This is a genomic window from Amycolatopsis coloradensis, assembly GCF_001953865.1.
Lineage (GTDB): Bacteria > Actinomycetota > Actinomycetes > Mycobacteriales > Pseudonocardiaceae > Amycolatopsis > Amycolatopsis coloradensis.
The window spans coordinates 184,766-210,460 of the sequence record NZ_MQUQ01000008.1 but is presented as its reverse complement, the minus strand read 5'-3'; the positions used below and the strand labels follow the sequence as shown (position 1 = coordinate 210,460).

The window sequence follows — 25,695 nt, the reverse complement described above, 5'->3', positions numbered from 1 at the left end:
TCGCCACAGGCCTGGTGTCGCGCGAGGAAAGTGTCGCACAAGGAGGCCGTCGAGACGACATTGTGATCCTCGGCACGAAATGTCCTCGTGGGAGGTCTAGACCATGACGGACGTGATGTGGAGCACGGCCGGGCGGCTCACCCGTACGGCTCCGTCGACGGGGTCGCCGTGACGCTGACGTGATGTGACGAAACGCCGCCCTCGTGACCGATTGACAAGGTAGGTCGATGCGCGGTGAGCGCGCTTCGGTGGCCGTGGTGCTCCCGGTGGGTGAAATCCACAGTGGACCGGCCGGAGATCGACTGCGCCAGACCGTCCATTATGGAGTTTTCGGGGCTGTTCGGCCGTTCGGGCGCGCAGTGCTCCAAGTGGCCGGGAAAGCCGGGATTTTCGTGACTACTTTGCGTAGTTGTTCGGCGGATACGGCCTATTACGCATCGTCATCATCTTGTTATCAACAAGCCATTCATTTGCCGGAAGCTCCTGCGGGGTGTGGCTGGAAATCGTTGTAACGATGGCCGGAGAGTGGCCGATACCTTGGCGTGTGTCGCCCCATCGGCCGCTGCGGGACCTTGAGAATCGATCACTCTTCGAAATCGTTCTCATTTACTCAGCGTGTTGGTCCGGCGTTCGGGAATCCCCACTCCGGGAGGTCTGATGGAAGAGTCGGTGCGGCCGTCGTCCACCGTCAACGGGACGCCGCAGCACATCGACCTTCAGTCGATCCCGCTCCCCCCGCAAAGGGGTGCGGGCATCGCCGCGACGGTCGACACGACGTCGGCGCGGCCGCCGTACGCGGCTTGGGAATCGCGCTACCGTGCCTGGGTCATCGGTAGTGACGTTTTCACCGCCTTCGCGCTCATCGTGATGAGTGCTTTCTTGATCGATCGATCCGATCCGCACGACATGCACGCGCTCGGTACCGCCGCGGCCTTCCTGTTCGGGTTGTCGGTCTGTCGCGCCTGGAGTCCGCGCGTGCTGGGCGAAGGCGCGGAGGAATATCGGACGCTGGGGCGAGGCCTGGTGGCCACCGCTGTTCTCGTCGCGCTCGGAGGTCTGCTTTTCGGCGCGCTCGCCGTGCAGCCGTGGGTTTTCATCGTCGTCCCGATGATCTCGGTCTTCATGTTCCTCCAGCGGTACGTGCTGAGACAGGTGCTGCACCGGCGCAGACGGCTCGGTGAATGCCTGCTGCCGGTGCTCGCGGCCGGCAGCGCCGAGACGGTCGCCGATCTCATCGCCCGCACCAAGGCCGACCCTCACGTCGGCTGGCGGGTGGAAGCGGTCTGCACGTACTCCGGGGCCGGCGCGGAGCGGGGGAGCGGTGAGGTGGAAGGCGTTCCGGTCGTCGGGAAGCTCGACGAACTCGCGGGCCATGTCCGCCGTGGCGGCTACCGCGTGGTCGCGGTGACCGCGGACCAGCACTGGAACCCGAAGCGCCTTCAGCGGCTCGCCTGGGACCTCGAAGGGACCTCTGCCGAGATGGTGGTCGCCCCGATGCTGATGGAGGTGGCCGGTCCGCGGCTGAACGTCTCCGGTGTGCTCGGCATGCCGCTGCTGCGCGTCAGCGCGCCGATGTTCACCGGTGGCCGACGTCTGGTCAAGGAAGTGCTCGACAGGTTCGGCTCCGTCCTGCTCCTCACTCTCGTTTCCCCGCTGCTGCTGGCGATCGCGGTCGCGATCAAGCTCGACGACCGCGGTCCGGTGATCTACCGGCAGCGTCGCGTCGGCCGCGACGGCCACACCTTCACGATGGTGAAGTTCCGCACCATGGTCACCGATGCCGACAAGCTCAAGCAGGAACTCCGGTCGGACAACGAAGGCGCGGGACCGTTGTTCAAAATGCGCAAGGATCCGCGGATCACGCGGGTCGGCGGCATGCTTCGCCGGTACTCGCTCGACGAACTGCCGCAGTTGCTCAACGTCGTGAGCGGGCGCATGTCCCTCGTCGGCCCTCGTCCGCCGTTGCCGGAGGAGACCGCGAAGTACGCCCCCGACGCGCGCCGCCGCCTGCTGGTGAAGCCGGGGCTGACCGGGCTCTGGCAGGTCAGTGGTCGCAGCGACCTCAGTTGGGCCGAGAGCATCCGCCTCGACCTGCGCTACGTCGAGGACTGGTCGCTCGCGCTGGACCTGGTGATCCTCTGGAAGACCTTCCGTGCCGTGGTGCAGGGGCGAGGGGCCTACTGACGAATTTTGTGACCGGACCCACACCCTTTGATAGTTGAACGAGAAATAGTTTAGCGCTCAACTAGGTTGGCACGGGTACTGGAAGCGTACGGAAGGAAGATCCACCCATGACCACCAGCGTTGAGCCGGCCGAAACCCTGAACCTCCCGCAGGACGTGCAGGATCTGCTGTTCCGCGAGGCCCGCACCGCGAACAACTTCAGCGACGAGCCGGTGACCGACGAGCAGATCCGCGCGATCTACGAACTGGTCAAGTGGGCCCCGACTTCGATGAACAACCAGCCGCTGCGCGCGCTGGTGATCCGCACCGAAGAGGGCAAGAAGCGCCTCTCCCCGCTGATGTCCGAGGGCAACCGCGCCAAGACCGAGGCCGCTCCCGTGACCGTCGTGCTGGCCGCCGACACCGAGTTTCACGAGAACCTCCCGCGCGTGTTCCCGCACTTTCCCGGCGCGAAGGACCTGTTCGCCGACGAGGCGGGCCGCATCGAGGTCGCCAAGCTGAACGCGCTGCTGCAGGTCGGCTACTTCATCATCGGCGTCCGCGCCGCCGGGCTGGCCGCCGGCCCGATGACCGGCTTCGACCGCGAAGGCATCGACAAGGAGTTCTTCGCGGACAAGCCGTGGAAGTCCCTTGTCGTGATCAACGTCGGCAAGCCGGGCGAGAACCCCTGGTTCGACCGCCTGCCGCGGCTGGACTTCGACGAGGTCGTCGAGACCGTCTGACCTCGTCGCTCCACGCGCGAAGGCCTCCTTCCAACGGGAAGGAGGCCTTCGTCGTGTTAGGGGTAATGCGCGTGAGCCGTGCCGCAAGTGACGACTAACATCACGGGAACCATCCGCTTTCACCGCGAGGAGTCCATCGTGTCCCAGCCGTCGTCAGTAGCAGCCGCAACCGCCTCGCGCGTGGTGGTACCGGCGGGCACTACGGCGGGCACCGCGGTCCGAGAGGCGGGGCTGCCGACCAAGGGGCCGGACACGATCGTCGTCGTGCGCGACGCCGAGGGGAACCTCCGCGATCTGGCCTGGGCGCCGGAGTCCGAGGTCGAGGTCGAGGCCGTCGCCGCCGGCACCGAGGACGGCCGCAGCGTCATCCGTCACTCGGCCGCCCACGTGCTCGCCCAGGCCGTGCAGCAGCAGTTCCCGCAGGCCAAGCTCGGCATCGGCCCGCCGGTCAAGGACGGTTTCTACTACGACTTCGCCGTCGACACCCCGTTCACCCCGGAGGACCTGCAAGCGCTGGAAAAGCGCATGAAGCAGATCGTCAAGGGTTCGCAGCAGTTCTCCCGTCGTGTCTTCGACTCGGTCGACGAGGCCAAGAAGGAACTGGCCGACGAGCCGTTCAAGCTCGAACTGGTCGACCTCAAGTCCGAAGACTCCACAGTGGACACCTCCGAGGTGATGGAGGTCGGCGGCGGCGAGCTGACCATCTACGACAACCTCGATCCGCGCACCAAGGAGCGCGTGTGGAGCGACCTCTGCCGCGGCCCGCACGTGCCGACCACCAAGTTCATCCCGGCGTTCAAGCTCACCCGCGTCGCGGCCGCGTACTGGCGTGGTGACGACAAGAACCCGCAGCTGCAGCGGATCTACGGCACCGCTTGGGAATCCGCCGAGGCGCAAGACGTCTACCTGGAGCGCCTGGCCGAGGCGGAACGCCGCGACCACCGCAAGCTCGGTGTCGAACTGGACCTGTTCTCCTTCCCCGACGAGATCGGCTCGGGGCTGCCGGTGTTCCACCCCAAGGGGGGGATCATCCGGCAGGAGATGGAGAACTACTCGCGTCAGCGGCACGTCGAGGCCGGGTACGACTTCGTCTACTCGCCGCACATCACCAAGGGCGCGCTCTTCGAGACCTCCGGCCACCTCGACTGGTACCGCGACGGCATGTACCCGGCGATGCACCTCGACGCCGAGCACAACGAGGACGGTTCGGTCCGGAAGCCGGGCCAGGACTACTACCTCAAGCCGATGAACTGCCCGTTCCACGACCTGATCTTCCGCTCGCGCGGGCGTTCCTACCGGGAACTGCCGCTGCGGATGTTCGAGTTCGGTTCGGTGTACCGCTACGAGAAGTCCGGCGTGATCCACGGGCTCACCCGTGTCCGGGGCATGACGCAGGACGACGCGCACATCTTCTGCACCCTGGAGCAGGTTCCCGGTGAGCTGAAGTCCCTTTTGGACTTCGTGCTGAACCTGTTGCGCGACTACGGTCTCGACGACTTCTACCTCGAACTGTCCACTCGGAACGAAGAGAAGTACATCGGCTCCGAAGAGGTGTGGGCCGAGGCGACCGAGGTACTGCGCACCGCCGCCGTGGACTCCGGCCTCGAACTGGTGCCGGACCCGGGCGGCGCGGCGTTCTACGGTCCGAAGATCTCCGTGCAGGCCAAGGACGCGCTGGGCCGCACGTGGCAGATGTCGACCATCCAGCTGGACTTCATGCTGCCCGAGAAGTTCGAGCTGGAGTACACCGCGGGTGACGGCAGCCGTCAGCGTCCGGTGATGATCCACCGCGCGCTGTTCGGCTCGATCGAGCGATTCTTCGGCGTGCTGACCGAGCACTACGCGGGCGCGTTCCCGGCGTGGCTGTCGCCGGTCCAGGTGGTCGGCATCCCGATCACCGAGGACCAGGTCGAGCACCTGCGCGGGGTCGAGAAGGCGCTGCGGGCCAAGGGGATCCGGGTCAACGTCGACGCGAGCGACGACCGGATGCAGAAGAAGATCCGCACCCACACCACGCAGAAGGTGCCCTTCATGCTCCTGGCGGGCGCGAAGGACGTCGAGGCGGGCGCGGTGTCCTTCCGGTTCCGCGACGGCGGCCAGATCAACGGCGTCCCGGTGGCCGACGCGGTCGAGGCGATCGCCGGCTGGGTCCAGCGTCGCGAGAACTCCTCGCCGACGGTGGCGGGTTTGGAGACGGTCCTCCGGTGACGGGCCCCGATGGCCCTGAAGTCGTCGGACAGGACGGAGTGGGGGTCCCGGACGCTTTGCAGCGCCTGTGGACCCCGCACCGACTCGCCTACGTGCAAGGCTCGAAGAAGCCCGACGAGGGCTGTCCGTTCTGCCGTCTTCCGGAGAAGAACGACGAGGACGCGCTGATCCTCGCGCGGGGGAAGACGGTGTACGCGGTGCTGAACCTGTACCCGTACAACCCCGGCCACCTGATGGCCGTGCCGTACCGCCACGTCGCGGACTATCCGGATCTCACGCCGGAGGAGACCGTCGAGGTGGCCGAGTTCACCCAGCACGCGATGCGGGTGATCCGGGAGGTTTCTTCGGCGCACGGGTTCAACATCGGGATGAACCAGGGCGTGATCGCCGGTGCGGGGATCGCCGCGCACCTGCACCAGCACGTGGTGCCGCGGTGGGGCGGCGACGCGAACTTCATGCCGGTGATCGGGCATACGAAGGTGCTGCCGCAGCTGCTGGGGGAGACGCGGCAGCTGCTGGCGGACGCCTGGTAGGTCGGCCATCCCACCACCCGAACGCAAGTAGTCCTCTAGATGCGGTCGGTGGCGTGAGTGAGAGAGCGCCACCTTGAACCGTTGACTGAAGATGGCCTTCATGACACCCGCGACAGGCATGCCCGGCCCGGCCCGCCCCGCTCGGTGCCCTGGGCGCCTGAAGTACGTGAAGGACCCCTTCACTGCGTCTAGCGCAATGAAGGGGTCCTTCACGTACTTGGGGAAAGTTTCCCCGGCTGAGCCGAGAAGGGGGCCTTGAAGACCCAACCGGCCGAAGCGCGGGGCTCAGGCGTTGAGCGCGGCCTGGAGCTCGATGTCGATCTTGACCTTCTCCGACAGGAAGGCGTTGCCCTCCGGGCCGATGCCGAAGTCGCGGCGGTTCACGGTGGCGGTGGCCGAGACGCCGAGGGTGGTGGCGTTGTCGTTGGCCGGGTTGGTGCCGATGCCGTTGAACTCGGCTTCGAGCGAGACCGGAACGCTCTTGCCGCGCCAGGTGAGCTCACCGTCGATGACGTAGTCGCCGCCGTCCTCGCGGATGCCGGTCGAGCGGAAGGTGATGACCGGGTGCTCTTCGACGTGGAAGAAGTCCTCGGACTTGAGGTGCGTGTCACGCCCGTCGACGCCGCTGGCGACCGACGAGGCGTCGATCTCGACGGTGACCGAGGAGTCGAGGATGTTGTCGGCGGTGACGACCTCGCCGGTGAAGGCGGTGAAGTTGCCGCGGGACTTCGCCAGGCCGAGGTGCTTCACGGTGTAGGCGATGTCCGAGTGCGCGGTGTCGACCGTCCACTTGCCTGCGACGTAGCCGGGGATTTGGGTGGTGGTCATGAAGTCGATCTCCAAAAGTCTGTGGTCTGCCGGTGGTGAACCCTCAGCTGGTTGAGCGCTCAACCACGACTGTAGCGCAGTTTGGTTGAGCGTTCAACCAGGGGTAGTATGGACTGCATGTCCGAACCCCGATGGCTCTCCGACGAGGAGCAAGAAGTCTGGCGCGCCTTCTCCGCCGCCACGCAGATGCTGCAAGCGCATCTGGAGGGTCAGCTCCAGCACGAGGCGGGCATGCCCCACACCTATTACGAAGTACTCGTCGCCCTGTCGGAGGCGCCGGGCCGTCAGCTGCGGATGAGTGAACTCGCCAGCGCGCGCAAGGCGTCGCGCAGCAGGCTTTCGCACGCGGTCGCGCGGCTGGAGGCGAACGGCTGGGTACGCCGTGAGTCCTGCCCCACCGACAAACGCGGTTCCTGGGCGGTGCTCACCGCCGAAGGTTTCGCCGCGCTGGAGAAGGCCGCGCCAGGCCATGTCGAGGCCGTCCGGGAGAGCCTCTTCGACCCGCTGACCCCCGATCAGGTGAAGGCGCTCGGGGAGATCAGCGCGGCCGTGCTGGAGCGGCTGTCGCCGAAATGCGCCGCCGCGGAGGCGGAACTCGCCTTGCGGGAAGACGCTCTCGCCGACATCGAAGAGTCGGCCGAACTGGCCAAAGCGGACTGAGCGGAAGCCGGTCCAGGGGCGGGCGCGACGACGGGTGTCGGTGCGGGTGGATAGGCTTCGGGCACCATCCGACCCTGCTGCTTAGGTGCACCTGAAGAACCGATGCTCAACATTTTCGCGCGCGCCTCCGTTTCCCGCGTCACCGACCCGATGGGGAAGGTGCTCGTCCGCGCCGGTCTGACCCCGAACGCGATGACCGTCATCGGCACGGCCGGGGCGGTGCTCTGCGCGCTCGCGTTCTTCCCCAACGACATGCTGCTGTGGGGCACCTTCACCGTCTGGGGCTTCGCGATGCTGGACCTGCTCGACGGCGCGATGGCCCGCGCCCGCGGGTACGGCACGGCGTTCGGAGCCGTCCTCGACGCGACTTGCGACAGACTGGTCGACGGCGCGTTGTTCGCCGCGATCGCGTGGTGGTGCTTCGTCCACGACGACAACCGTCCCGCCGCGGCCGCCGCGCTGATCTGCCTGGTGCTCGCGCAGGTCATCTCGTACGTCAAGGCCCGCGCCGAGGCTTCCGGACTGGAGGCGGACGGCGGGCTCGTCGAACGTGCGGAACGGCTGATCATCGCCCTGGTGGGAACCGGACTGCACGGTCTGGGCGTTCCGTACACCGTGGACATCACCCTCTGGCTGCTCGCGGTGCTTTCGATAATCACCCTCCTGCAGCGGACCGCCGCGGTGGCCAAGGCGGCGAGGGCCGCCAAGGCGGCCGGGCCACCCGCCACGGAAGGCGGGTCATGAGCGGGTTCTCCCAGCGGCTCGGCGACTTCGGTTACGCGGCGGGCTGGCGGCTCGCGCGCTGGCTGCCGGAGCAGGTCGGCTCGATGACCTTCGGGCTCGGCGCCGATCTCGCGGTCCGGCGGGACGGCGGCGGGGTGCGCCAGCTCCGGAGCAATCTCGCCAGGGTCGTGCCGCAGGCCGACGGTGTCGAACTCGACGAACTGACCCGCCGCGCGATGCGGTCCTACGCCCGGTACTGGCACGAGATGTTCCGGCTGCCTTCGATGGACCACAAGGAGGTCAGCCGCAAGGTCGCCCAGTCGATCACCGGCGTCGAGAACCTCGACGCCGCCCTCGCCGAGGGCAACGGTGCCGTGATGGCGCTGCCGCACAGCGGGAACTGGGACGCGGCGGGTGTCTGGCTCGCGGACTACCTCGGCGGCTTCACCACGGTCGCGGAGCGGCTGAAGCCCGAATCGCTGTACCAGCGGTTCGTGTCCTATCGGGAATCCCTCGGTTTCGAGATCGTGCCGCTGACCGGGGACAGTTCCGCGATGCGCGTGCTGCTCAAGCGGCTGCGGGAGAACAAGGCGATCTGCCTGGTGGGGGACAGGGACCTGACGAAGTCCGGGGTACCGGTCAAATTCTTCGGCGAGCAGACCCGGATGCCCGGCGGCCCGGCCCGGCTGGCCGCCACCACCGGTGCCGCGCTGATCCCGGCGGGCTGCTGGTTCACCGAGGACGGCTGGCAAATCCGGCTGCACCCGCGGATCAGGGTCACGAACCGGTCCGAGGTCCCGGCGGCCACCCAGGCGCTGGCGGACATCTTCGCCGGTGACATCGCCGCGCATCCGGCGGACTGGCACATGCTGCAGAAGTTCTGGCTCTCCGATTTCGACGCCGGGGAACAGGCCGAACTCGGCGAAACGAGTTGAGCCGATGGCTCAGGCGCGGGTCATGAAGATCGGGATCGTCTGCCCGTACTCGTTCGACGTGCCGGGCGGTGTGCAGGGGCATGTCATCGATCTCGCGAAGGCGCTCCTCGCGCGCGGACACGAGGTCTCGGTGCTCGCGCCCGCGGACGAGGACTCCGACGTCCCGGACTTCGTCGTCCCCGCCGGGAAGGCGCTCGGCATCCCGTACAACGGCTCGGTCGCGCGGCTCCAGTTCGGCCCGGTGTCCTATGCCAGGGTGCGGCGGTGGATCCGCGACGGCGAGTTCGACGTCCTGCACCTGCACGAACCCGCCGCGCCGAGTCTTTCCCTGCTGGCGCTGAAGGTCGCGGACGGCCCGATCGTGGCGACCTTCCACACCGCGACCACGCGTTCGCGCACCCTGGCGGCGTTCCAGCCGGTGCTGCGGCCGCTGCTGGAGAAGATCACCGCGCGGATCGCGGTGTCGGCGCTGGCCCGCCGGGTCCAGGTCGAACACGCCGGCGGTGACGCGGTCGAGGTGCCCAACGGCGTCGACGTCGACTTCTTCTCCCGCGCGCTCCCACTGGACGGCTACCCGCGGGCGGGCGGCACGGTCGGGTTCGTCGGGCGGTACACCGAGCCCCGCAAGGGGATGGGCGTGCTGCTGGAGGCGTTGCGGATCCTGCTGCCGGAGTTCGAGGACCTGCGGATGCTGGTCGTCGGCCGCGGCGACGCCGACCAGCTCCGGCGCGACGCCGGGCCGGAACTGGCGTCGCATGTCGACCTGCTCGGTCAGGTCGACGACGAGACGAAGGCGCGGGTGCTGCGCAGCGTCGACGTCTACTGCGCGCCCAACACCGGCGGTGAGAGTTTCGGGATGATCCTCACCGAGGCGATGGCGGCGGGCACCCCGGTGCTGGCGAGCGGACTGGATTCGTTCCGCCGGGTCCTCGACGACGGCAAGGCCGGGATGCTGACCGAAACCGGCGACGCGGGGGCGCTGGCCGACGGGTTGCGTGAGCTGCTCGGCGATCCGGCCCGGCGGGCGTCGCTGGCGGCGGCCGCCGGGGAGCGGGTCGCGATGTTCGACTGGTCCGTCGTCACCACACAGGTCCTGCGGGTGTACGAGACGGCGATCGCCGCCGATCCCCGGCGGGTCGGCGCGGGCGAACGCGAGTTCAGCCGATGACGACCTGGGTGTGGATCGGCGGCCTGCTGGCCGCGATCGTGGTGCTCGGCGGGCTGTTCCTCCTCGCGACGGCGAACCGGCTGGACCGGCTGCACGTCCGCACGGACGCGGGCTGGGCGGCTCTCGACGCCGCACTCGCCCGCCGCGCCGTCGTCGCCAGGGCGGCCGCGGTGATCCTGGCGGACGAAGCACTGCGCGCGCTGGCCGAACGGGCCGAACACGCCGAGCGCCCGGATCGCGAAGCCGAGGAGAGTGAACTGACGTTGCGGCTGGCGCAGATCGACCGGACGGCGTTGCCGCGCCCCTTGGCCGAGGAACTGAACGATGCCGAGCACCGCGTCGTCATCGCGCGGCGCGTGCACAACGACGCCGTCCGTGACACGCTGCATCTGCGCCGTCGCCGAAAGGTCCGGTATTTCGGCCTCGCCGGTACCGCCCGGCTTCCGGAGTACTTCGAAATCGCCGAGCCCGACCTATAGGAGGACGAAATTCATGAGCGAGCGGATGCTGGTCGCGGTGTTCGCGACGCCGGTCGCGTCGTTCCTTCTGCGCTACGGCAAGGATCTCGGCTACACGACGGTGTTGGTCGAGCCGGACGGCGCGCGGGCGACAGACGTCGAAAACGGCATCGAGGCCGTCTCGACGGTGCCGGGACTCGGAGCGGACGCCGACGTGGTCGTCACCGATCACGACCGGCTCGAACTCGGCGAGGTGCTCAAGGCCGTGCTGGACCGCCCGGCCCGGTGGGTCGGCGTGCTGGGCAATCCGCGCCACGCCGGTCCGCATGTCGTCGCGCTCAAGGCGCTGGACGTTCCGGACGCCGAGATCGCGCGGGTGCATCGCCCGGTCGGGCTGAACATCGGCTCACGCACGCCGCCGGAGATCGCCATCGCCACGCTGGCCGGTCTGCTGGCCGACCGGAACGGGCGCCCAGGCGGCTTCGAGTTCTAGGCGGTTGCTTCCGGGAAAATCATGTAAAGCTCTGTGACCGTCTGTGGAGGACGCTTTTCGAATCGTCCTGTTGGCGGCCGTACGTCAAGGCCCGTCCAGGTTCTGTCGCTGTCCTCCTGAGCGCCTGTCCGACCAGGGCAAACACGCGTCCGAGACGGATCGTCGCGCGATCGCACTTCACACGATCTCCACGGAATCACTCATCTAGAGTGCGACCGCTCCTTCCGGCATCGGTTCGAACCGGGCGTGCTTGCGCGTGAACGTCGCCGTGCCCGACGTCAGCGAACGCAGGTCGATCGCGTAGCGCAGTAGTTCCGCGGCGGGCACTTCGGCGCGGATCACCGTGCGGCCGCCTTCACCCGATTCGGTGCCCAGAACGCGGCCACGCCGGGACGAGAGATCACCCAGGACGGTGCCCAGGTGCTCGTCCGGAAGCCGCACCGCCACCTCTTCGAGTGGTTCGAGCAAGGCGATCTTCCCCGCCCCGGCCGCCTCCTTCAGCGCCAGCGCGCCCGCGGTCTGGAACGCGGCGTCCGACGAGTCGACGCTGTGCGCCTTGCCGTCGACGAGGGTCACCCGGATGTCGATCAGTGGATGGCCGTCGACCAGCCCTCGCTGGGCTTGGGCCCGCACGCCCTTTTCGACACTCGGGATGAACTGGTGCGGCACCGAACCGCCGACGACCTTGTCCACGAACTCGAACCCCGAACCCCTCGGCAGCGGCTGGACCTCGATGTCGCAGACGGCGAACTGGCCGTGCCCGCCGGATTGCTTGACGTGCCGCCCGTGACCGCGGCCCGGCCCGGCGAAGGTCGACCGCAGGCTGATGCGGACGGGTTCGGTGTCCACGTCGGCGCCTCCCGCGCGCAGCCGCGACAGCACGACGTCGGCGTGCGCCTCGCCCATGCACCACAGCACGAGCTGGTTGGTCTCGGCGTTGCGGTCCAGCCGCAGCGTCGGGTCGCCGGCGACAAGCCGGGAAAGGTTGCGCGCCAGCGTGTCCTCGTCGCTGCGGGTCTTCGCGATGACGGCGACCGGCAGCAGCGGTTCCGGCATCGTCCACGGTTTCATGATCAGCGGGTCTTCGGGCGAGGAGACGGTGTCGCCCGTTTCCGCCGAGCCCACCTTGGTGAGCGCGCAGAGATCACCCGCGACGCAGTACGGGACTTCGCGCAGGTTCGCGCCGAGCGGCGAGTACAGATGCGCGACCCGCTCGTCGGCGTCGTGATCCTCGTGCCCGCGTTCGGCGAGGCCGTGACCCGAGACGTGCACCGGGCGTTCCGGGCGAAGCGTCCCGGAGAACACCCGCACCAGCGACACCCGGCCGACGTAGGAATCGACCGCGGTCCGGACCACCTCGGCCGCCAGGGGGCCGTCGGGATCGGCGTGGAGACGCGTGTGCGGCTCACCGGTGGGTGAGGTGACCTCCGGCGGGACGTGCTCCAGTGGCGACGGGAAGGCGCGCACGATCCCGTCGAGGACCTCGGCCAGCCCGACACCGGTCGTCGCGCACACCGGGATCACCGGATGGAAGGAGCCGCGGGCGACGGCGGTCTCGAGATCGGCGATCAGGGTGTCCTCGGGGATCTCCTCACCGGCGAGGTACCGGTCCATCAGGGACTCGTCCTCGCTCTCGGCGATGACCCCTTCGATCAGTTCGTTGCGGGCCTCGGTCATCCGGGCGAGTTCGTCCCCGTCCGGCTCGCCGACGGCGGGAGGGAAACCCGCCGAATAGTCGAAGTAGCGGCGGGTGATGAGCCCGACGAGCCCGTCGCGAGCGGGCAGGTAGAGCGGCAGGACGCCGGTGCCGAAAGCCGCCTGGCAGGCCGCGATCTCGCCTGCGGGATCGGCGCGGTGGTGGTCGAGCCGGGAGACGACGACCGCCCTCGGCATCCCGACGGCCGCGCATTCCTCCCAGACCGCGATCGTGGCCGCGTCGACGCCCTCCGCCGCGCAGACCACGAACAGCGCCGCGTCCGCGGCACGGAGCCCGGCCCGAAGTTCGCCGACGAAATCGGCGTACCCGGGGGTGTCGATGAGGTTGATCTTGTGGTCCTGGTGCAGCACCGGCGCGACCGAGAGGCCGACCGACCGCTGTTGCCGGACGGCGGCGGGGTCGTGGTCGCACACCGTGGTGCCGTCCACGACGGAGCCCGCGCGCGTCACCGTGCCGGACGCGGCGAGCAGTGCCTCGGCGAGCGTCGTCTTGCCGGAACCGGACGGGCCGACCAGGACGACATTGCGCACTTTCGCCGGGTCGGCCACAGCGACGGCGGCCCCGGAGTCTCCGTTCTTGCTCTGTTTGTCGGCCATGCCGGTCTCCTCACCACACGACGCCGCGAACAGGTGTGTCCTCGATCACACACCCGCGACGGCCGTCGCGGCAAGGCGACCGGCGAGGGACCCCCCGAATGTCGACCCGCCGCTATGCTCGATGGCGGACCCCCGGAGGCGATTCCGACGGTGAGGGATGAGCGATGGAGCTCGACAGGCGGACGATTCTGCGACTGGCGGGCGCGGTTCCGGCGCTGGCCGCGGCACCGGTGGCGATTCCCGGGGGTGGCGGCTCATGGGAGCGGCTGCGCGCGCACCTGGCGGGTGAACTGTTCCGGCCCGGTGACCCCGGCTACGACGAAGCGCGGCTCGGGTTTTTCAGCCTTTACGACCATCGGATGCCCGACGGTGTCGCAATATGTGCGAACGAGGACGACGTCCGGCGTTGCGTCGAGTTCGCGGCAAGGCACCGGATCCCGATCGCGGCCCGCTCCGGCGGGCACAGCTACGCCGGGTACTCCATTGTGGACAAAGGGCTCGTCGTCGACCTTTCCCGGCTGAGCACCGTCGAGATCCTGCCTGGCGGCCGGGCGGCGATCGGGGCGGGAGCGATGCTGCGCCAGGTGTACGAGGCCTTGGCGGCGGCGGGCCGCGCACTGCCGGCGGGCAGCTGTCCGACGGTCGGCATCGCCGGGCTGGCACTCGGTGGCGGCATCGGCGTCCTGGGCCGCAAGTACGGCCTGACCTGCGACAGAATCGAGTCCGTGCGCTTCGTCGGCGCGGATGGGGAGCCGCGCTTGGTGTCGGCGGAGACCGCGCCGGACCTGCTGTGGGCGTTGCGCGGCGGTGGCGGCGGCAACTTCGGCATCGTCACGTCGTTCACCTTCACGACGGAGGCCGCGCGCACGTTGGCGAACTTCGAGCTGACCTTCCCGCCCGCGGTGCTCGCCGACCTCGTCGCGGCTTGGCAGGAATGGCTGCCCGCGATGCCGGACGAACTGTGGTCCGGGATGGGCCTCGGGTCGCAGGCCGCGAACTGCGGCGGCTGTTTCGTGGGGTCCGCCGCGCAGGTGAACCCACTGCTCGACGACCTCGTCCGCCGGGTCGGCACCCAGCCGACCAAGCGCGTGGTGACCGAACAGGGGCACCTCGCCACCATGCGCGCCCTCGCCGAAGAGGTGAATTTCCCCGCCGCGGTGGCCGTCCGGGGCGAGTACGTCTCGACGTCGAGGATGCTGACCCGTCCGGTGCGCGATCCCGGCGCGCTGGCGTCGTTGCTGACCAGCGACCCTCGGCTGTACTCGATCGTCGACGCGTACGGCGGCGCGATCGCGAGGGTGCCGTCGAGCGCGTCGTGCTTCCCGCACCGGTCCGCGCTGGGCAGCATCCAGATCACCCGTGGGCTGGACGGCGGCGAGGCGGTCGCACGACAGTCGATCGGCCGGGTCAGGGACGAACTCGGCCGGGAATTCGGGCAGGCCGGGTATGTCAACTACATCGACCCGGAGATGCCGGACTGGGCGAAGGCGTACTACGGCGACAGCCTGCCGCGGCTTCGCCGGGTGGCGCGGAAGTACGACCCGGACGGCCTGTTCGCCTTCGATCAAGGCCTGGCGCGCTAGGCCCCCTTCGCGTTTCGTCCTCTGGTTGCGGTAGTTGCACGTGCAACTACCGCAACCAGAGGACGAGTTGCGGGCTAGATCACTTAGTGGACTGCTGAAATCGCCGCGAACTGGCCTGCTTGAGAGGTCCAAAAGCGGCCTACGCTCGGAAGCGTCATACCACCTCGTGCGCTTTCCGAAAGGTCCAGCAGTGTCTGACGACTCCACGAACACGGCCACCACCTCGCTCACCGGCACCGCCCGGGTCAAACGCGGGATGGCGGAGATGCTCAAGGGCGGTGTGATCATGGACGTGGTCACCGCCGAGCAGGCGAAGATCGCCGAAGACGCCGGTGCCGTCGCGGTGATGGCGCTCGAGCGGGTCCCCGCGGACATCCGCGCGCAGGGCGGCGTCGCCAGGATGAGCGACCCGGATCTGATCGACGGCATCATCGAGACCGTCTCGATCCCGGTGATGGCGAAGGCCCGCATCGGCCACTTCGTCGAGGCCCAGCTGCTGCAGTCGCTCGGCGTCGACTACATCGACGAGTCCGAGGTGCTGACCCCGGCCGACTACGAGAACCACATCGACAAGTGGGCCTTCACCGTGCCGTTCGTCTGCGGTGCGACCAACCTCGGCGAGGCACTGCGCCGCATCAACGAAGGCGCGGCGATGATCCGCTCCAAGGGCGAGGCCGGCACCGGCGACGTCTCGAACGCGACCACGCACATGCGCAAGATCCGCGCGGAGCTGCGTCGCCTCTCCTCGCTGCCCGAGGACGAGCTTTACGTTGCGGCGAAGGAACTCCAGGCGCCGTACGACCTCGTCAAGGAGGTCGCGGAGAAGGGCAAGCTCCCCGTCGTGCTGTTCACCGCGGGCGGTATCGCGACCCCGGCCGACGCCGCGATGATGATGCAGCTCGGCGCCGAAGGCGTGTTCGTCGGCTCCGGCATCTTCAAGTCCGGCAACCCGGCGCAGCGCGCCGAGGCGATCGTCAAGGCCACCACGTTCTACGACGACCCGGACGTCATCGCGAAGGTTTCGCGCGGCCTCGGCGAGGCGATGGTCGGCATCAACGTCGACGACGTCCCCGAGCCTCACCGTCTTTCCGAGCGCGGCTGGTAAGGCCGGCTCCGTTGCTCGAGAGGCCCCGTGGATGTGGCTGTCTGTCCGCGGGGCCTCTCGTATGTGCTGTCAAGCCTTCTTCAGTGCTCGGGCGAAGACCCGTACGTCGTCGATGAAGAGGTCCGGCTCTTCCATCGCGGGGTAGTGCCCGCCGCGGTCGTACTCGGTCCAGTGGATGATCGACGGGAAGTCGCGTTCGGCGAAGCGGCGGATGGCCACGAAGGCGGCGTGGGGGAACACCGCCACTCCGAGCGGGACGGGCACCGGCGGGAAACGGCCGACCTGCGCGTTGATCGGAAGCTGCTCGACGCTTTCGTAGTACGTCTGGGCCGACGAGCCCGCGGTCGCCGTCAGCCAGTAGATCGTGACGATGGTCAGCAACAGGTCCTTGTCGACCGCGTCCTCGGGCACTTCCGCCGAATCGGTCCAGTCCTTGAACTTCTCGGCGATGTAGGCGAGTTGCCCGACAGGCGAGTCGGTCAGGGCGTAGGAGACGGTGTTCGGCCGCGTCGAGTGGAGCTTCATCGTTCCCGACAGGTCGTCGTAGAAACGTCGAGACTGTGCCAGGCGGGCCTGGTCGCGTTCGTTGAGGCCGTCGAGTTCCCCCGGTTCCCCGCTGGGGGTGGTGGGGAGCATGTTGACGTGGACTCCGGCGACGTGCTCGGCGTCCATCATGCCGGTCATGAGTGAGATCGGGACACCGAAGTCGCCGCCTTGCGCGACGTACCGCTCGTACCCGAGCCGTCGCATCAACTCGACCCACGCACCCGCGATCCGGGGGAGGCCCCAGCCCGTGCCCGGTGTCGAGCCGGAGAACCCGTAGCCGGGAATGGACGGGATGACCAGGTGGAAGGCGTCGGCGGGGTCGCCGCCGTTGGCCCGCGGATCGGTCAGTGGCTCGATGACGTCGAGGAACTCGGCGACGGAGCCGGGCCAGCCGTGGGTGACGAGCAGCGGTGTCGCGTCGGGCTCGGGCGATCGCACGTGCAGGAAGTGCACGTTCGCTCCGTCGATCTCGGTGATGTACTGCGGGAATCGGTTCAGCCGCGCTTCCGCGGCGCGCCAGTCGTATGAGGTGCGCCAGTATTCGGCCAGCTCCTTGAGATAGGCCGTCGGCACACCCCGGGTCCAGCCTTCACCTGGCAGGTTCTCCGGCCAGCGTGTGGTGCTGATCCGGCGGTTCAGGTCGTCCAGGTCCGCCTGTGGGATTTCGACGCGGAAAGGTTTCATATCGGCTCCATGTCGCTGATGCCCTGAAAAGAAAAAGACGTCGCGGTCCATTCATCTTCTCATCGAGGTGGCTGGGCATGCATATCAAGAAATGCCGGGATTCGCCGTCCTATTTTATGACGACAGGGTTGATCGGCGACCCTATGGCGTGCGTGATCTTGAGCGGCGGAGCCGCGAAGAAGAAGTCCCATACCCCGTCGCGGTGACAGTCCTCGGCGAGTTCCTCGAAATCGAGGATTTCCCCGAGAGACATACCCATGTCGCGGATCAGGATCAGGTGCACGGGGAGGAACGCGTCCGGTGACTCTCCCGGCAGCACCTCTATCGCCCAGTTGTCCGAACCGACGGCCGCCACCTCACGCTCGTGCAGCCAAGCGCAGCACGCTTGCCCGAGACCGGGTTCGCCGGCCATGAAGGCCGCCGGATCGCCTTCGCTGAGGAACTTCCGGCGCCAGCCGGTGCGGACCAGGAGGATGTCGCCCGTGCCGACTTCGACGCCGCCTTGTCTCTCGCACGCCTCGTCGAGGTCTTCCGGCTCGATGACGGTTCCCGCTTCCAGCCAGTCGACGCCTTTGAGCGCGGCGATGTCGAGAAGTACGCCGCGTCCGGCGATCCCTTTGGCCTGCTTGTCGATGGAGCAGTGCTCGGCGCCCTTCGTGGTGATTCCGTCGGCGGGAAAGCCGTTGTACAGCAGGCCGTCGTAGTGAACGTGGGCCAGGGCGTCCCACTGTGAGGCGCATTGCAGTGGCATGAGGACGTAGTCGTCCGCGAACTTGAAGCCACCGGGGAAGTCCTGTCCGGCACCGGTTTCCGACATCATGTGCAGGGGGTTGCTCCGGAAGGCCCCATCCTGTGGGCCGCTCTTGTCGAACGGGATGCCGAGGTCGAAGATCGCTCCCCGGCAGATGAGGCGTCCGGCGGCCACCAGCCGCTCCGGGGTGATGAAGTTAATGGTGCCCCGTTCGTCTTCGGGGCCCCAGCGTCCCCAGTTTCGGAGCCGCTCACCGACGACCCTGAAGTCTTCGAGTCGTGTGTGCTGTCGCGTCATTGCCGCCTCCGGCTGGGATTCAGGTACTGGTCGGTTTCCGGGGTCAAGGGAAAGCCGGCGTCGGAACGTGCCAGTCGCTGCAACGCAAGGCTAAGTCATGTGCCGTTGCCGCTCAAGCAATTGTCCGGGGAATAGCGCCGCGATGGGCAAATGGGCATTTTGTAAGGAGGCGGGGGTCATTTTGGTGAGTACTGTCCGTATCGACTGCTTCGGACGCCGGCCGCTCGGAAGCGCGGCGCGTGCGAGGGGCGGCTCACGCGATCCCCGGATCGCTGACCGAGACGAATCGGCCGGGAGGGTGGCTCATGATCACGGTGGGTGACCTGAGCGAGGTGTCCGGCCCCCGTCGAGGTGACATCCGGCGGATCCGGCGAAATAATCGGCCGGGGATGTCCTCCCGGGCGGGTTCCGTTCGTCGTAGTGGTGAGATGTTCCCGAAGAACGGAGAGACTGTGAAGTACATGCTCCTTATCTGTGTCGGTGACGAGGTAGACGTGCCCCCGGACACGCCGAACATCGAGCAGTGGCTGGAGAAGGTGGGCAGCCGTCGTCTGCACGGGTCGGAGATGCGGCCGATCAGCGACGCGACGACCGTCCGGACCCGCGGTGGTGACGTCCTGCTCTCCAGCGGGCCGTTCGCCGAGACCGCCGAGCACATCGCCGGCTACGACCTGATCGAGTGCGCGGACCTGGACGAAGCGACCGAGATCGCGGCCGCGCATCCTGTCGCCCACTTCGGGTCGGTCGAGGTACGGCCGCTTCACGAGTGAGTTTCGAAGCTGAGATCGCCGCTGTCTTCCGTGCGGAGCGGGGTCGCATCGTGGCGACCTTGATCCGGCTGACCGGTGACTGGGATCTGGCCGAGGAGTGTGTGCAGGACGCCTTCGCGCGGGCGCTCGAGCGCTGGCCGCGCGAAGGCGTCCCGCGCCGCCCCGGGGCCTGGCTCACCACGGTCGCGCGGAACGGTGCGTTCGATCGGTTGCGGCGCAAGGCCAATGAAGCCACGGTGGTGCGAGAGGCGGCGATTCGTTCCTTGTTCGACGAACCGATGGATCTCGACGACAGTGGTATCCAGGACGACCAGCTGCGGCTGATCTTCACCTGCTGCCATCCGGCGTTGCCGCCGGAGGCCAGGGTCGCACTCACTCTTCGCGTCATCACCGGCCTGACCACCGCCGAGATCGCGAGTGCGTTCATGGTGAGTGAAGCGACGATGACCAAACGGCTCGTCCGCGCCAAGCAGAAGATCCGCAACGCGGGGATTCCCTACCGGGTCCCGCCCGCGCATCTGTTGCCGGAACGCACCGGCGCGGTCCTCGCCGTGCTGTATCTGCTGTTCAGTGAAGGCTACGCCGCGTCGGCGGGTGCGGAACTGATCCGGCAGCAACTCTGCGCCGACGCGATCGACCTGGCCACGACGCTCAGCCAGCTGATGCCCGACGAACCGGAGGCTCTCGGCCTGCTCGCGCTCATGCTGCTGCACGACGCGCGGCGGGAAGGTCGCGTGGACGACTCCGGTGAGCTGGTGCCGTTGGAACAGCAGGACCGGACCCGGTGGGACACCGGGAAGATAGCCCGCGGCGTCGAACTCCTCGAGACCGTCCTGCGCAGGGGAAGTCCCGGTCCCTACCAGATCCAGGCGGCGATCGCCGCCTGCCACGCCACCGCCGCGGAGACGGCGGCCATCGACTGGGCGCAGATCGCGCAGCTCTACGGTCAGCTGGTGACCATGAACCGTTCGGCGGTGGTCGAGCTGAACCGTGCCGTGGCGGTGGCCATGGCCGACGGACCGGCCGAAGGGCTCGCGCTGGTGGACGCGCTGACGGAGGCGGGGGAGCTGGACGGCTACCACCTCCTGCCCGCCACCCGCGCCGATCTGCTCCGGCGGATGGACCGGCGCGGCGAGGCCGCGGCCGCGTACCACCAGGCTCTCGTGCTGGCGCCGACGGACACCGAACGGCGCTACCTCGCCAAGCGACTCAGCGAGGTCACGGTCTGAACATGGCTGTCCCGCGGTGATGGGCGGCAGGCCCGCCCATCACCCGGAACGCTGCTACGGCACCCCGATCGGCCTGCTCGAAGGCAGGAATTCCTGACCGTCGAATGAGGACTCCGGCCGCTGCAACCGCCGCAGCCACACCGGCAGGGTCACCAATCCCAGTACGATCACCCCCAGCAGACCACCGAGGGACGCGACCAGGTTTCCGGACGGGGTGGTCTGCACGGCCACGTCTCCCTGCATCCGCTGCACGGCGTCGTACAACGCGAGAGCCGAATGCGCCACCACGGCGACCGCGATCACCCTCGGTAAAAGTCTCCCGGTGCGCCAGGTCGCGAAAGTCAGCCACACCAAGGCCGGCACCAGCCAGATGGCGTGATGCGGCCAGGTCACCGGCGAGACCAGCAAGGCCGTGAACCCCACCACCAGCATGCCCACCATGGCCTGCCCCCGCCGTGCCGCCCAGATCGCGGCCGCCAGACCCAGCAGACCGACAGGCACCGTGGCCAACGGTACCCAGCCCAGCACGGCCGAAGTCCCGGACAGCCGGGAGAACAATCCGGACAGCGAGTGATTCACCAAGGCCGGGAAGTCGGACACCAGACGCTCGGAACTGGCGAATATTTCGTCGAACCAGTATCGCCGGGAATCCCCGGGCAACACCGCGAACGCGACGGCGATCGTGAATATCGTCCCCAGTACGGCTCGTAGCGCGTCCCGCCGTCGGCCGATGCAGATCAGGTACACCATGAAAATCAACGGCGTGAGCTTGATCCCGGCCGCGACGCCTATCGCGAAACCGCGCCATCGGTCGGGCATCGACCGCGAGAAGTCGGCGAGGACCAGCGCCACCAGCACCATGTTGATCTGCCCGAGATCGAAATTCACCAGTACCGGGTCGAGCAGGAAGTAGGACGGCACCATCGTCGCCACCACCAGCATCGTGCGCAATTTCCGGTTCACCACGTCGACCATGCCGAAGGACATCCACAGGATGGCGCCGAGCAGCAACGCCGTCACGAAATTCCAGAGCACCTCGGCGACGGCGCGGTCGAACAGGGAGAAAGGCACGATGAGCAGTCCCGCGAACGTCGGATAGGCGAACTGGGAGTCCGCGACGATGCCGGCATGCGCCTTGATGTCGTACATCGAAAGACCGTTCAGCACCGCCTCCCCGGCGGCGTGGTAGACCGCGAAGTCGTTCATCCACCATGGTCTCAGTGGTTTGATCAGCGTCGCCAGCATCACGGTCATCGCCGCGGACACAGCTACTATGGCACTTAGGGTGAGAAGGCGATTCCGCGACTTCTCGCGCCCCTTCCCGAAAGCGTGACCGGCGACCTCGTGCTCCGGCATGACCAACCCCAATCCATGAAAGGCGTCGCGCGAGTGATGGCGCAGTCGCCGTGGCGACGCTCTGAGGTCTTTTGCGGGATCGGCCCCAGGCTGCCGGAAAGGTTAACAAGGTCGTTGTTCTCGCGTCAACAAATGGCGTTTCGGGAACAGGGCACATCAAAAGGTGGCACCGTCCGCGTGGTGGTGCACACTAAAAAGAGCGGCGGCCTGGTCGGAAATCAGCGTTATTCGCGGGTGGTCGAAAAATGTGTTCTGCCGCTTTCAATGGCGAGTGTCAACGTACGACATCGGATCGAAAGGCGTATCAATGACTCACGTCGACACCGGATTCACAGGTGCTCCGCCCGAGCCGCTGGACGCCGCGATGATCGAGCGATATCGCCGCGACGGCTTTCTGCTGCTCCCGCCGGAATACCTGACACAGACCGTTTTCGACACGATCACCGCCGCGGTGCCACACCTGCTGGCGGAGGACAGCCCCCGGCGGATCATGGAGCGCGACGAGACCACGGTGCGCTCCGTCTACGGGGTGCACCAGACCGATTCGATCATGGCCGAGGTGCCGAGGATGCCCGCGCTGCTCGGCGCCGCACGGCAGATCCTGGGCGACGACGTGTACGTCCACCAGTCGAAGATCAATCTGAAGGCGCCTTTCGCCGGTGATCAGTGGGAATGGCATCAGGACTACATCTACTGGTTGCAGAGCGATGGGTTGCGCAAGCCCGATCTGGTCAACGTCGCGATCTTCCTCGACGAGGTGACCGAGTTCAACGGGCCGCTCACCTTCGTCAAGGCCTCGCACCGGAGCGGTCTGCTCACCAGGATCGGGGCCGACGGCATGCCGCTCGGATACGAAGACGCGCCTGCCTGGGTGGCCACGTTGACAGCCGACGAGAAGTTCCAGGTGGGCACCTCGGTCGTGGAGGAGATGGCCCGTGCCAACGGGCTCGTCAGCCCGAAGGGACCGGCAGGCTCGATGTTGTTCTTCGACCCGAACATCCTGCACGCGTCGGCTCCCAACATCTCGCCGTTCCGGCGAGCCATGTTGATGTACGTGTTCAACGGTGTCCGCAATGTCCCCCGTGACGTGTCGGACCCGAGGCCGCCCTTCCTGGCCGAACCGGACACGACACCGCTTCAGCCGCTGTTCTCCGTCTCCGACTCGAAATAGGGGTGTTGGCAATGCCGGGAGTGATCGAACTAATTATCCCGAATCAGGCCGAGTACTTTCTGCGAAATCCCGCGCTACACCTCACCGGGGAACAACGCGAAGAGGTGATCCGGTTCGGGGGCACCTACGAATGCGAGCATTCGGTGTTCTGGAGCTCGAATCCGCGGGTCCTGCTTCTCCCCGCGGGCTATGACGCCGAGTGGTTCGACGACGTCCACGCCGCGCTCGGCCTGCAACCGCCGCCGGTGGTGTCCCCGGACGCGCGGTCGGGGCTGCTCGTGCGGGATCTGCTCCAGGACGGCGCCGCGCAGGCCGTACTGCGCAAGCACCTGTCCGGATGCGTCCAGGTCAACTTGACGATGACCGGCCCCACCCCCGACGTCTACCTGCTGGCCGCGATGCTGCGGGGCTGGGGTCTGACGGTCGAACTCGACGGGGTGACCGAAGAGCACTACTGGAGCAGCCTGTACCTCGACTCCAAGGTGAGCTGTCTGGACCTCGCGCGGCAGCTGCCGGGAGTCCTGGTGTCGGACGGGTTGATCGTCGACAACTGGACGGAGCTGGAGGGGGCCGTGGGCGTGATGACGGCGCGCTATGGCCGGGCCATCGTCCGGAGCCTCCACGGTGTCGCGGGGAACGGAACCCTCGTCGTCAAGGGCGGCGGCTCGCTGGACACCGTGGCCAAGGACTCGTTCTTCACCTTCCCGCTCGTCGTCCAGGAGTTCATCGAGCACGCCGGGGACGTCGGCTGCCCCGCCGTCGACGTGCTGGTCGGCGAAGACGGCGTCGAGGACGTCGTGCTTTGCTCGCTGACGGTCGAGGACGGACACCTGTTCCGCAGTGTCAACGTCGGCCAGGACGCGTTGCCCGCCGTGTGGGCCCAGCGTGTCGACCAGGTCGCTCACGAACTGGGCACGGCGGCCCGCGATCTGGGCTACCGGGGCTGGATGTGCGTGGACTGCGTCGCGGGAGCCGACGAAAAGCTGTACGTGACGGAGATCAACGCGAGGCGAAGCGGGTCCACCCACGCCGGCGGCCTGCTCCGGCAGTGGGGTGCCGAGCGGGATCTCACCCTGTCCGCGCACTTCATGGTGCCGGTCCCGGAAGGGACGACCTACCGCGAGCACATCAAGCCCGTCTTCGAGCGGTTGTGGGCTTCCGGAGTGCGTGCGTACCCGACCACCGTGCGGGGTGTCGGCTGGCCCGACCCGATCATCGCGGTGATCGCGGCCGCCCCCACCGCGGAGGAGGCGGAACGCATCGTCGCCGGCATCAGGGAGGCGGTCAGCCCGGCCGCCGCTCCGGGGAACGCGTCCTAGCCGCGAAGACGAATCTCTTGAGAGGAAAGGCATGTGAACGGATCCCCTGACGTGTTCGACGCGTTGCGAGCCGAGGGCGACGCGGTGGACGGGATGGTCGCCGGGCTCGACGCGGAGCAGTGGCGGTCACCCACTCCCGCTCCCGGCTGGACGATCGCGCACCAGATCGCCCATCTGACGGCGACCTTCCGGATGGCAGGCCTGGCGGGGTCGGCCCCCGACCGGTTCGTGGCGGTCATGTCCGAGCTCGACGACGACTTCACGAAGAACGTGGCGAACGCGCTCGCCGAGTACCTGGCGGAACCCGCGGACGTGCTGCTCGAACGCTGGCGGCTCGAACGCGAAAGCTCGGCGAAAGCACTCGAGGCGGTACCGGCCGGCACGCTCGTCCCGTGGCTGGTGAACCCGTTGCCCGCCCAGGTGCTGGCGAGTGCCGGGATCATGGAGTTGTTCGCCCACGGGCAGGACATCGCCGACGCGCTCGGGGTCGACCGTGCACACGATGACCTGCTGCTCGGTCACCTGACCGCGTTCGGCGCGCGGACCTGGACCTTCGGCTACCTCTCCCGCGGTCTGCCGGTGCCGGAGACCGAGTTCAGGTTCGAGCTGACCAGCCCGTCCGGGACGACCTGGGGGTACGGGCCGGAGGACGCGCCGCAGCGAATCACCGGTCAGGCGAGGGACTTCTGTCTCCTGGTGACCCGGCGCAGGCATCGTGACGACCTCGCGGTCACCGCGAGCGGTGACGTGGCCGAGCATTGGCTGGACATCGCGCAGGCCTACCGCGGCCCGGCGGGAGAAGGGCGCGAACCGGGGCAACACCGGCGAGGTCGTCGCCCGAACCGGAAGGCGTGACGGTCATCGTCTCCAGCGACGAAACCGATTCAGCCGCGGCATTCTCGGCTGAACGCTCCTCGTTCGCCGCACTCCCGCTCGCGGCCTCGGTGCCTCCCGGTACCGAGGCCGCGGGCGGGATCGCGTGGCGGGCTTCCGGTGACCGCGGTGGATCCCGGCTCCGGGAACACGTCCGGAACAGACGGATCCGCTGCTTCCCCGGCAGCGGCGATAAGACCATTGTGGACGGTGCCGCCGTCCGTGACCCGAGCCGGGGAAGCCGATGCCGGAACAAGAGAACGACACAGGCGAGACGCAAGCCGGCCTCGGCCCGATGGTCGAGGCCGGTGACACGACAGCCGCTGTCGCCTTCCACGCCGAACCCGGCCACCGCCCCGCCATCGCTTCCACCGGCTCCCCCGTTCTCGACGTCGTCATCCCGGTCTACAACGAGGAAACCGACCTCGAGCCGTGCATCCGGCGACTGCACGACCACCTCGTGGAGCAGTTCCCGTACCCTTTTCGGATCACGATCGCCGACAACGGCAGTACCGACGGCACGCTGGGCGTCGCCGAACGGTTGAGCCGCGAGTTCGACGACGTCGAAGTCCTTCACCTCGATGAAAAGGGGAAAGGCCGCGCGCTTCGCGCTGTTTGGTCCACTTCGGACGCTCCGGTGCTGGCCTACATGGACGTCGACCTCTCGACCGATCTGGCCGCACTCGGTCCCCTCGTCGCACCACTGCTGTCCGGGCATTCCGACCTCGCCATCGGCAGCAGACTCGCCCGCGGCGCGCGGGTGGTGCGCGGACCGAAACGGGAACT

23 protein-coding genes are annotated in these 25,695 nt (G+C 67.8%); 18 read left to right on the top strand and 5 right to left on the bottom strand.

Annotated features, from left to right (window positions below; genetic code table 11):
- Positions 1–657: 657 nt before the first annotated feature.
- From BS329_RS16900 to BS329_RS16885, 4 genes are all read left to right on the top strand, one after another.
- Positions 658–2,184, top strand: a complete 1,527-nt coding sequence (locus BS329_RS16900) for a sugar transferase (protein ID WP_076161810.1) — start codon at positions 658–660, stop codon at positions 2,182–2,184.
- Between the two features lie 107 nt (positions 2,185–2,291).
- Positions 2,292–2,906 carry a malonic semialdehyde reductase gene (locus BS329_RS16895; RefSeq protein WP_076161809.1) on the top strand — a complete coding sequence of 205 codons (615 nt, stop codon included), beginning with the start codon at positions 2,292–2,294 and terminating at the stop codon, positions 2,904–2,906.
- A 180-nt stretch (positions 2,907–3,086) separates the two neighbouring features.
- Complete coding sequence (gene thrS / locus BS329_RS16890) at positions 3,087–5,114, top strand: threonine--tRNA ligase (protein WP_244197187.1); 2,028 nt, start codon at positions 3,087–3,089, stop codon at positions 5,112–5,114.
- The gene (locus tag BS329_RS16885; protein WP_076161807.1) at positions 5,111–5,647 is read left to right on the top strand and encodes an HIT family protein; all 537 of its coding nucleotides are present in this window, start codon (positions 5,111–5,113) and stop codon (positions 5,645–5,647) included. The genes thrS and BS329_RS16885 overlap by 4 nt, the downstream gene beginning before the upstream one ends.
- Before the next feature lie 285 nt (positions 5,648–5,932).
- Here the strand turns inward: BS329_RS16885 and BS329_RS16880 are convergent, their stop codons facing one another.
- The gene (locus tag BS329_RS16880) at positions 5,933–6,475 is read right to left on the bottom strand and encodes a YceI family protein (RefSeq protein ID WP_076161898.1); all 543 of its coding nucleotides are present in this window, start codon (positions 6,473–6,475) and stop codon (positions 5,933–5,935) included.
- A 117-nt stretch (positions 6,476–6,592) separates the two neighbouring features.
- Here BS329_RS16880 and BS329_RS16875 point away from each other — a divergent pair, with 117 nt between their 5' ends.
- From BS329_RS16875 to BS329_RS16850, 6 genes are all read left to right on the top strand, one after another.
- Positions 6,593–7,135: a MarR family winged helix-turn-helix transcriptional regulator gene (locus tag BS329_RS16875; protein ID WP_076161805.1), complete on the top strand. Its 543-nt coding sequence runs from the start codon at positions 6,593–6,595 to the stop codon at positions 7,133–7,135.
- Between the two features lie 102 nt (positions 7,136–7,237).
- Positions 7,238–7,879, top strand: a complete 642-nt coding sequence (pgsA, locus tag BS329_RS16870) for a phosphatidylinositol phosphate synthase (RefSeq protein WP_076161803.1) — start codon at positions 7,238–7,240, stop codon at positions 7,877–7,879.
- Positions 7,876–8,793, top strand: coding sequence for a phosphatidylinositol mannoside acyltransferase (locus BS329_RS16865; protein ID WP_076161801.1), 918 nt, complete (start codon positions 7,876–7,878; stop codon positions 8,791–8,793). Before pgsA ends, BS329_RS16865 begins: the two co-directional genes overlap by 4 nt.
- Before the next feature lie 22 nt (positions 8,794–8,815).
- Positions 8,816–9,961, top strand: coding sequence for a glycosyltransferase family 4 protein (locus BS329_RS16860; protein ID WP_076161896.1), 1,146 nt, complete (start codon positions 8,816–8,818; stop codon positions 9,959–9,961).
- Positions 9,958–10,440: an NUDIX hydrolase gene (locus BS329_RS16855; RefSeq protein WP_076161799.1), complete on the top strand. Its 483-nt coding sequence runs from the start codon at positions 9,958–9,960 to the stop codon at positions 10,438–10,440. Before BS329_RS16860 ends, BS329_RS16855 begins: the two co-directional genes overlap by 4 nt.
- 13 nt (positions 10,441–10,453) lie before the next feature.
- Positions 10,454–10,912 (top strand): XdhC family protein, encoded by a 459-nt coding sequence (locus BS329_RS16850; RefSeq protein WP_076161797.1) that lies wholly within the window; start codon positions 10,454–10,456, stop codon positions 10,910–10,912.
- 204 nt (positions 10,913–11,116) lie between these two features.
- Here BS329_RS16850 and BS329_RS16845 read toward each other — a convergent pair whose 3' ends face one another.
- Entirely contained in the window at positions 11,117–13,225 is a 2,109-nt protein-coding gene (locus BS329_RS16845) for an elongation factor G-like protein EF-G2 (RefSeq protein WP_076161795.1), read from the bottom strand.
- 164 nt (positions 13,226–13,389) lie between these two features.
- Between BS329_RS16845 and BS329_RS16840 the strand changes: the two genes are divergently transcribed.
- The gene (locus BS329_RS16840; RefSeq protein ID WP_076161793.1) at positions 13,390–14,808 is read left to right on the top strand and encodes an FAD-binding oxidoreductase; all 1,419 of its coding nucleotides are present in this window, start codon (positions 13,390–13,392) and stop codon (positions 14,806–14,808) included.
- 190 nt (positions 14,809–14,998) lie between these two features.
- Positions 14,999–15,913 carry a pyridoxal 5'-phosphate synthase lyase subunit PdxS gene (gene pdxS, locus BS329_RS16835; RefSeq protein WP_076161791.1) on the top strand — a complete coding sequence of 305 codons (915 nt, stop codon included), beginning with the start codon at positions 14,999–15,001 and terminating at the stop codon, positions 15,911–15,913.
- Between the two features lie 69 nt (positions 15,914–15,982).
- Here the strand turns inward: pdxS and BS329_RS16830 are convergent, their stop codons facing one another.
- Both BS329_RS16830 and BS329_RS16825 read right to left on the bottom strand, forming a co-directional pair.
- Positions 15,983–17,143 (bottom strand): epoxide hydrolase family protein, encoded by a 1,161-nt coding sequence (locus BS329_RS16830; protein ID WP_076161789.1) that lies wholly within the window; start codon positions 17,141–17,143, stop codon positions 15,983–15,985.
- Between the two features lie 109 nt (positions 17,144–17,252).
- A complete protein-coding gene (locus BS329_RS16825) occupies positions 17,253–18,191 on the bottom strand; it encodes a cyclase family protein (protein ID WP_076161787.1) in 939 nt (312 codons plus the stop codon).
- Between the two features lie 461 nt (positions 18,192–18,652).
- Between BS329_RS16825 and BS329_RS16820 the strand changes: the two genes are divergently transcribed.
- Both BS329_RS16820 and BS329_RS16815 read left to right on the top strand, forming a co-directional pair.
- Positions 18,653–18,961 (top strand): YciI family protein, encoded by a 309-nt coding sequence (locus tag BS329_RS16820; RefSeq protein ID WP_143253076.1) that lies wholly within the window; start codon positions 18,653–18,655, stop codon positions 18,959–18,961.
- Positions 18,958–20,190 (top strand): RNA polymerase sigma factor, encoded by a 1,233-nt coding sequence (locus BS329_RS16815; protein WP_076161785.1) that lies wholly within the window; start codon positions 18,958–18,960, stop codon positions 20,188–20,190. Before BS329_RS16820 ends, BS329_RS16815 begins: the two co-directional genes overlap by 4 nt.
- A 54-nt stretch (positions 20,191–20,244) precedes the next feature.
- Here the strand turns inward: BS329_RS16815 and BS329_RS16810 are convergent, their stop codons facing one another.
- The gene (locus BS329_RS16810; protein ID WP_076161783.1) at positions 20,245–21,456 is read right to left on the bottom strand and encodes a glycosyltransferase 87 family protein; all 1,212 of its coding nucleotides are present in this window, start codon (positions 21,454–21,456) and stop codon (positions 20,245–20,247) included.
- Between the two features lie 397 nt (positions 21,457–21,853).
- Between BS329_RS16810 and BS329_RS16805 the strand changes: the two genes are divergently transcribed.
- The 4 genes from BS329_RS16805 to BS329_RS44615 all read left to right on the top strand — a co-directional run.
- Positions 21,854–22,717 (top strand): phytanoyl-CoA dioxygenase family protein, encoded by an 864-nt coding sequence (locus BS329_RS16805; protein ID WP_084749840.1) that lies wholly within the window; start codon positions 21,854–21,856, stop codon positions 22,715–22,717.
- Between the two features lie 11 nt (positions 22,718–22,728).
- A complete protein-coding gene (locus BS329_RS16800) occupies positions 22,729–24,036 on the top strand; it encodes an ATP-grasp domain-containing protein (RefSeq protein ID WP_143253075.1) in 1,308 nt (435 codons plus the stop codon).
- Between the two features lie 33 nt (positions 24,037–24,069).
- Positions 24,070–24,891 (top strand): TIGR03084 family metal-binding protein, encoded by an 822-nt coding sequence (locus tag BS329_RS16795; RefSeq protein ID WP_076161780.1) that lies wholly within the window; start codon positions 24,070–24,072, stop codon positions 24,889–24,891.
- 313 nt (positions 24,892–25,204) lie between these two features.
- Positions 25,205–25,695: glycosyltransferase (locus BS329_RS44615; RefSeq protein WP_244197197.1), on the top strand; the 491-nt coding region annotated here is incomplete at its 3' end.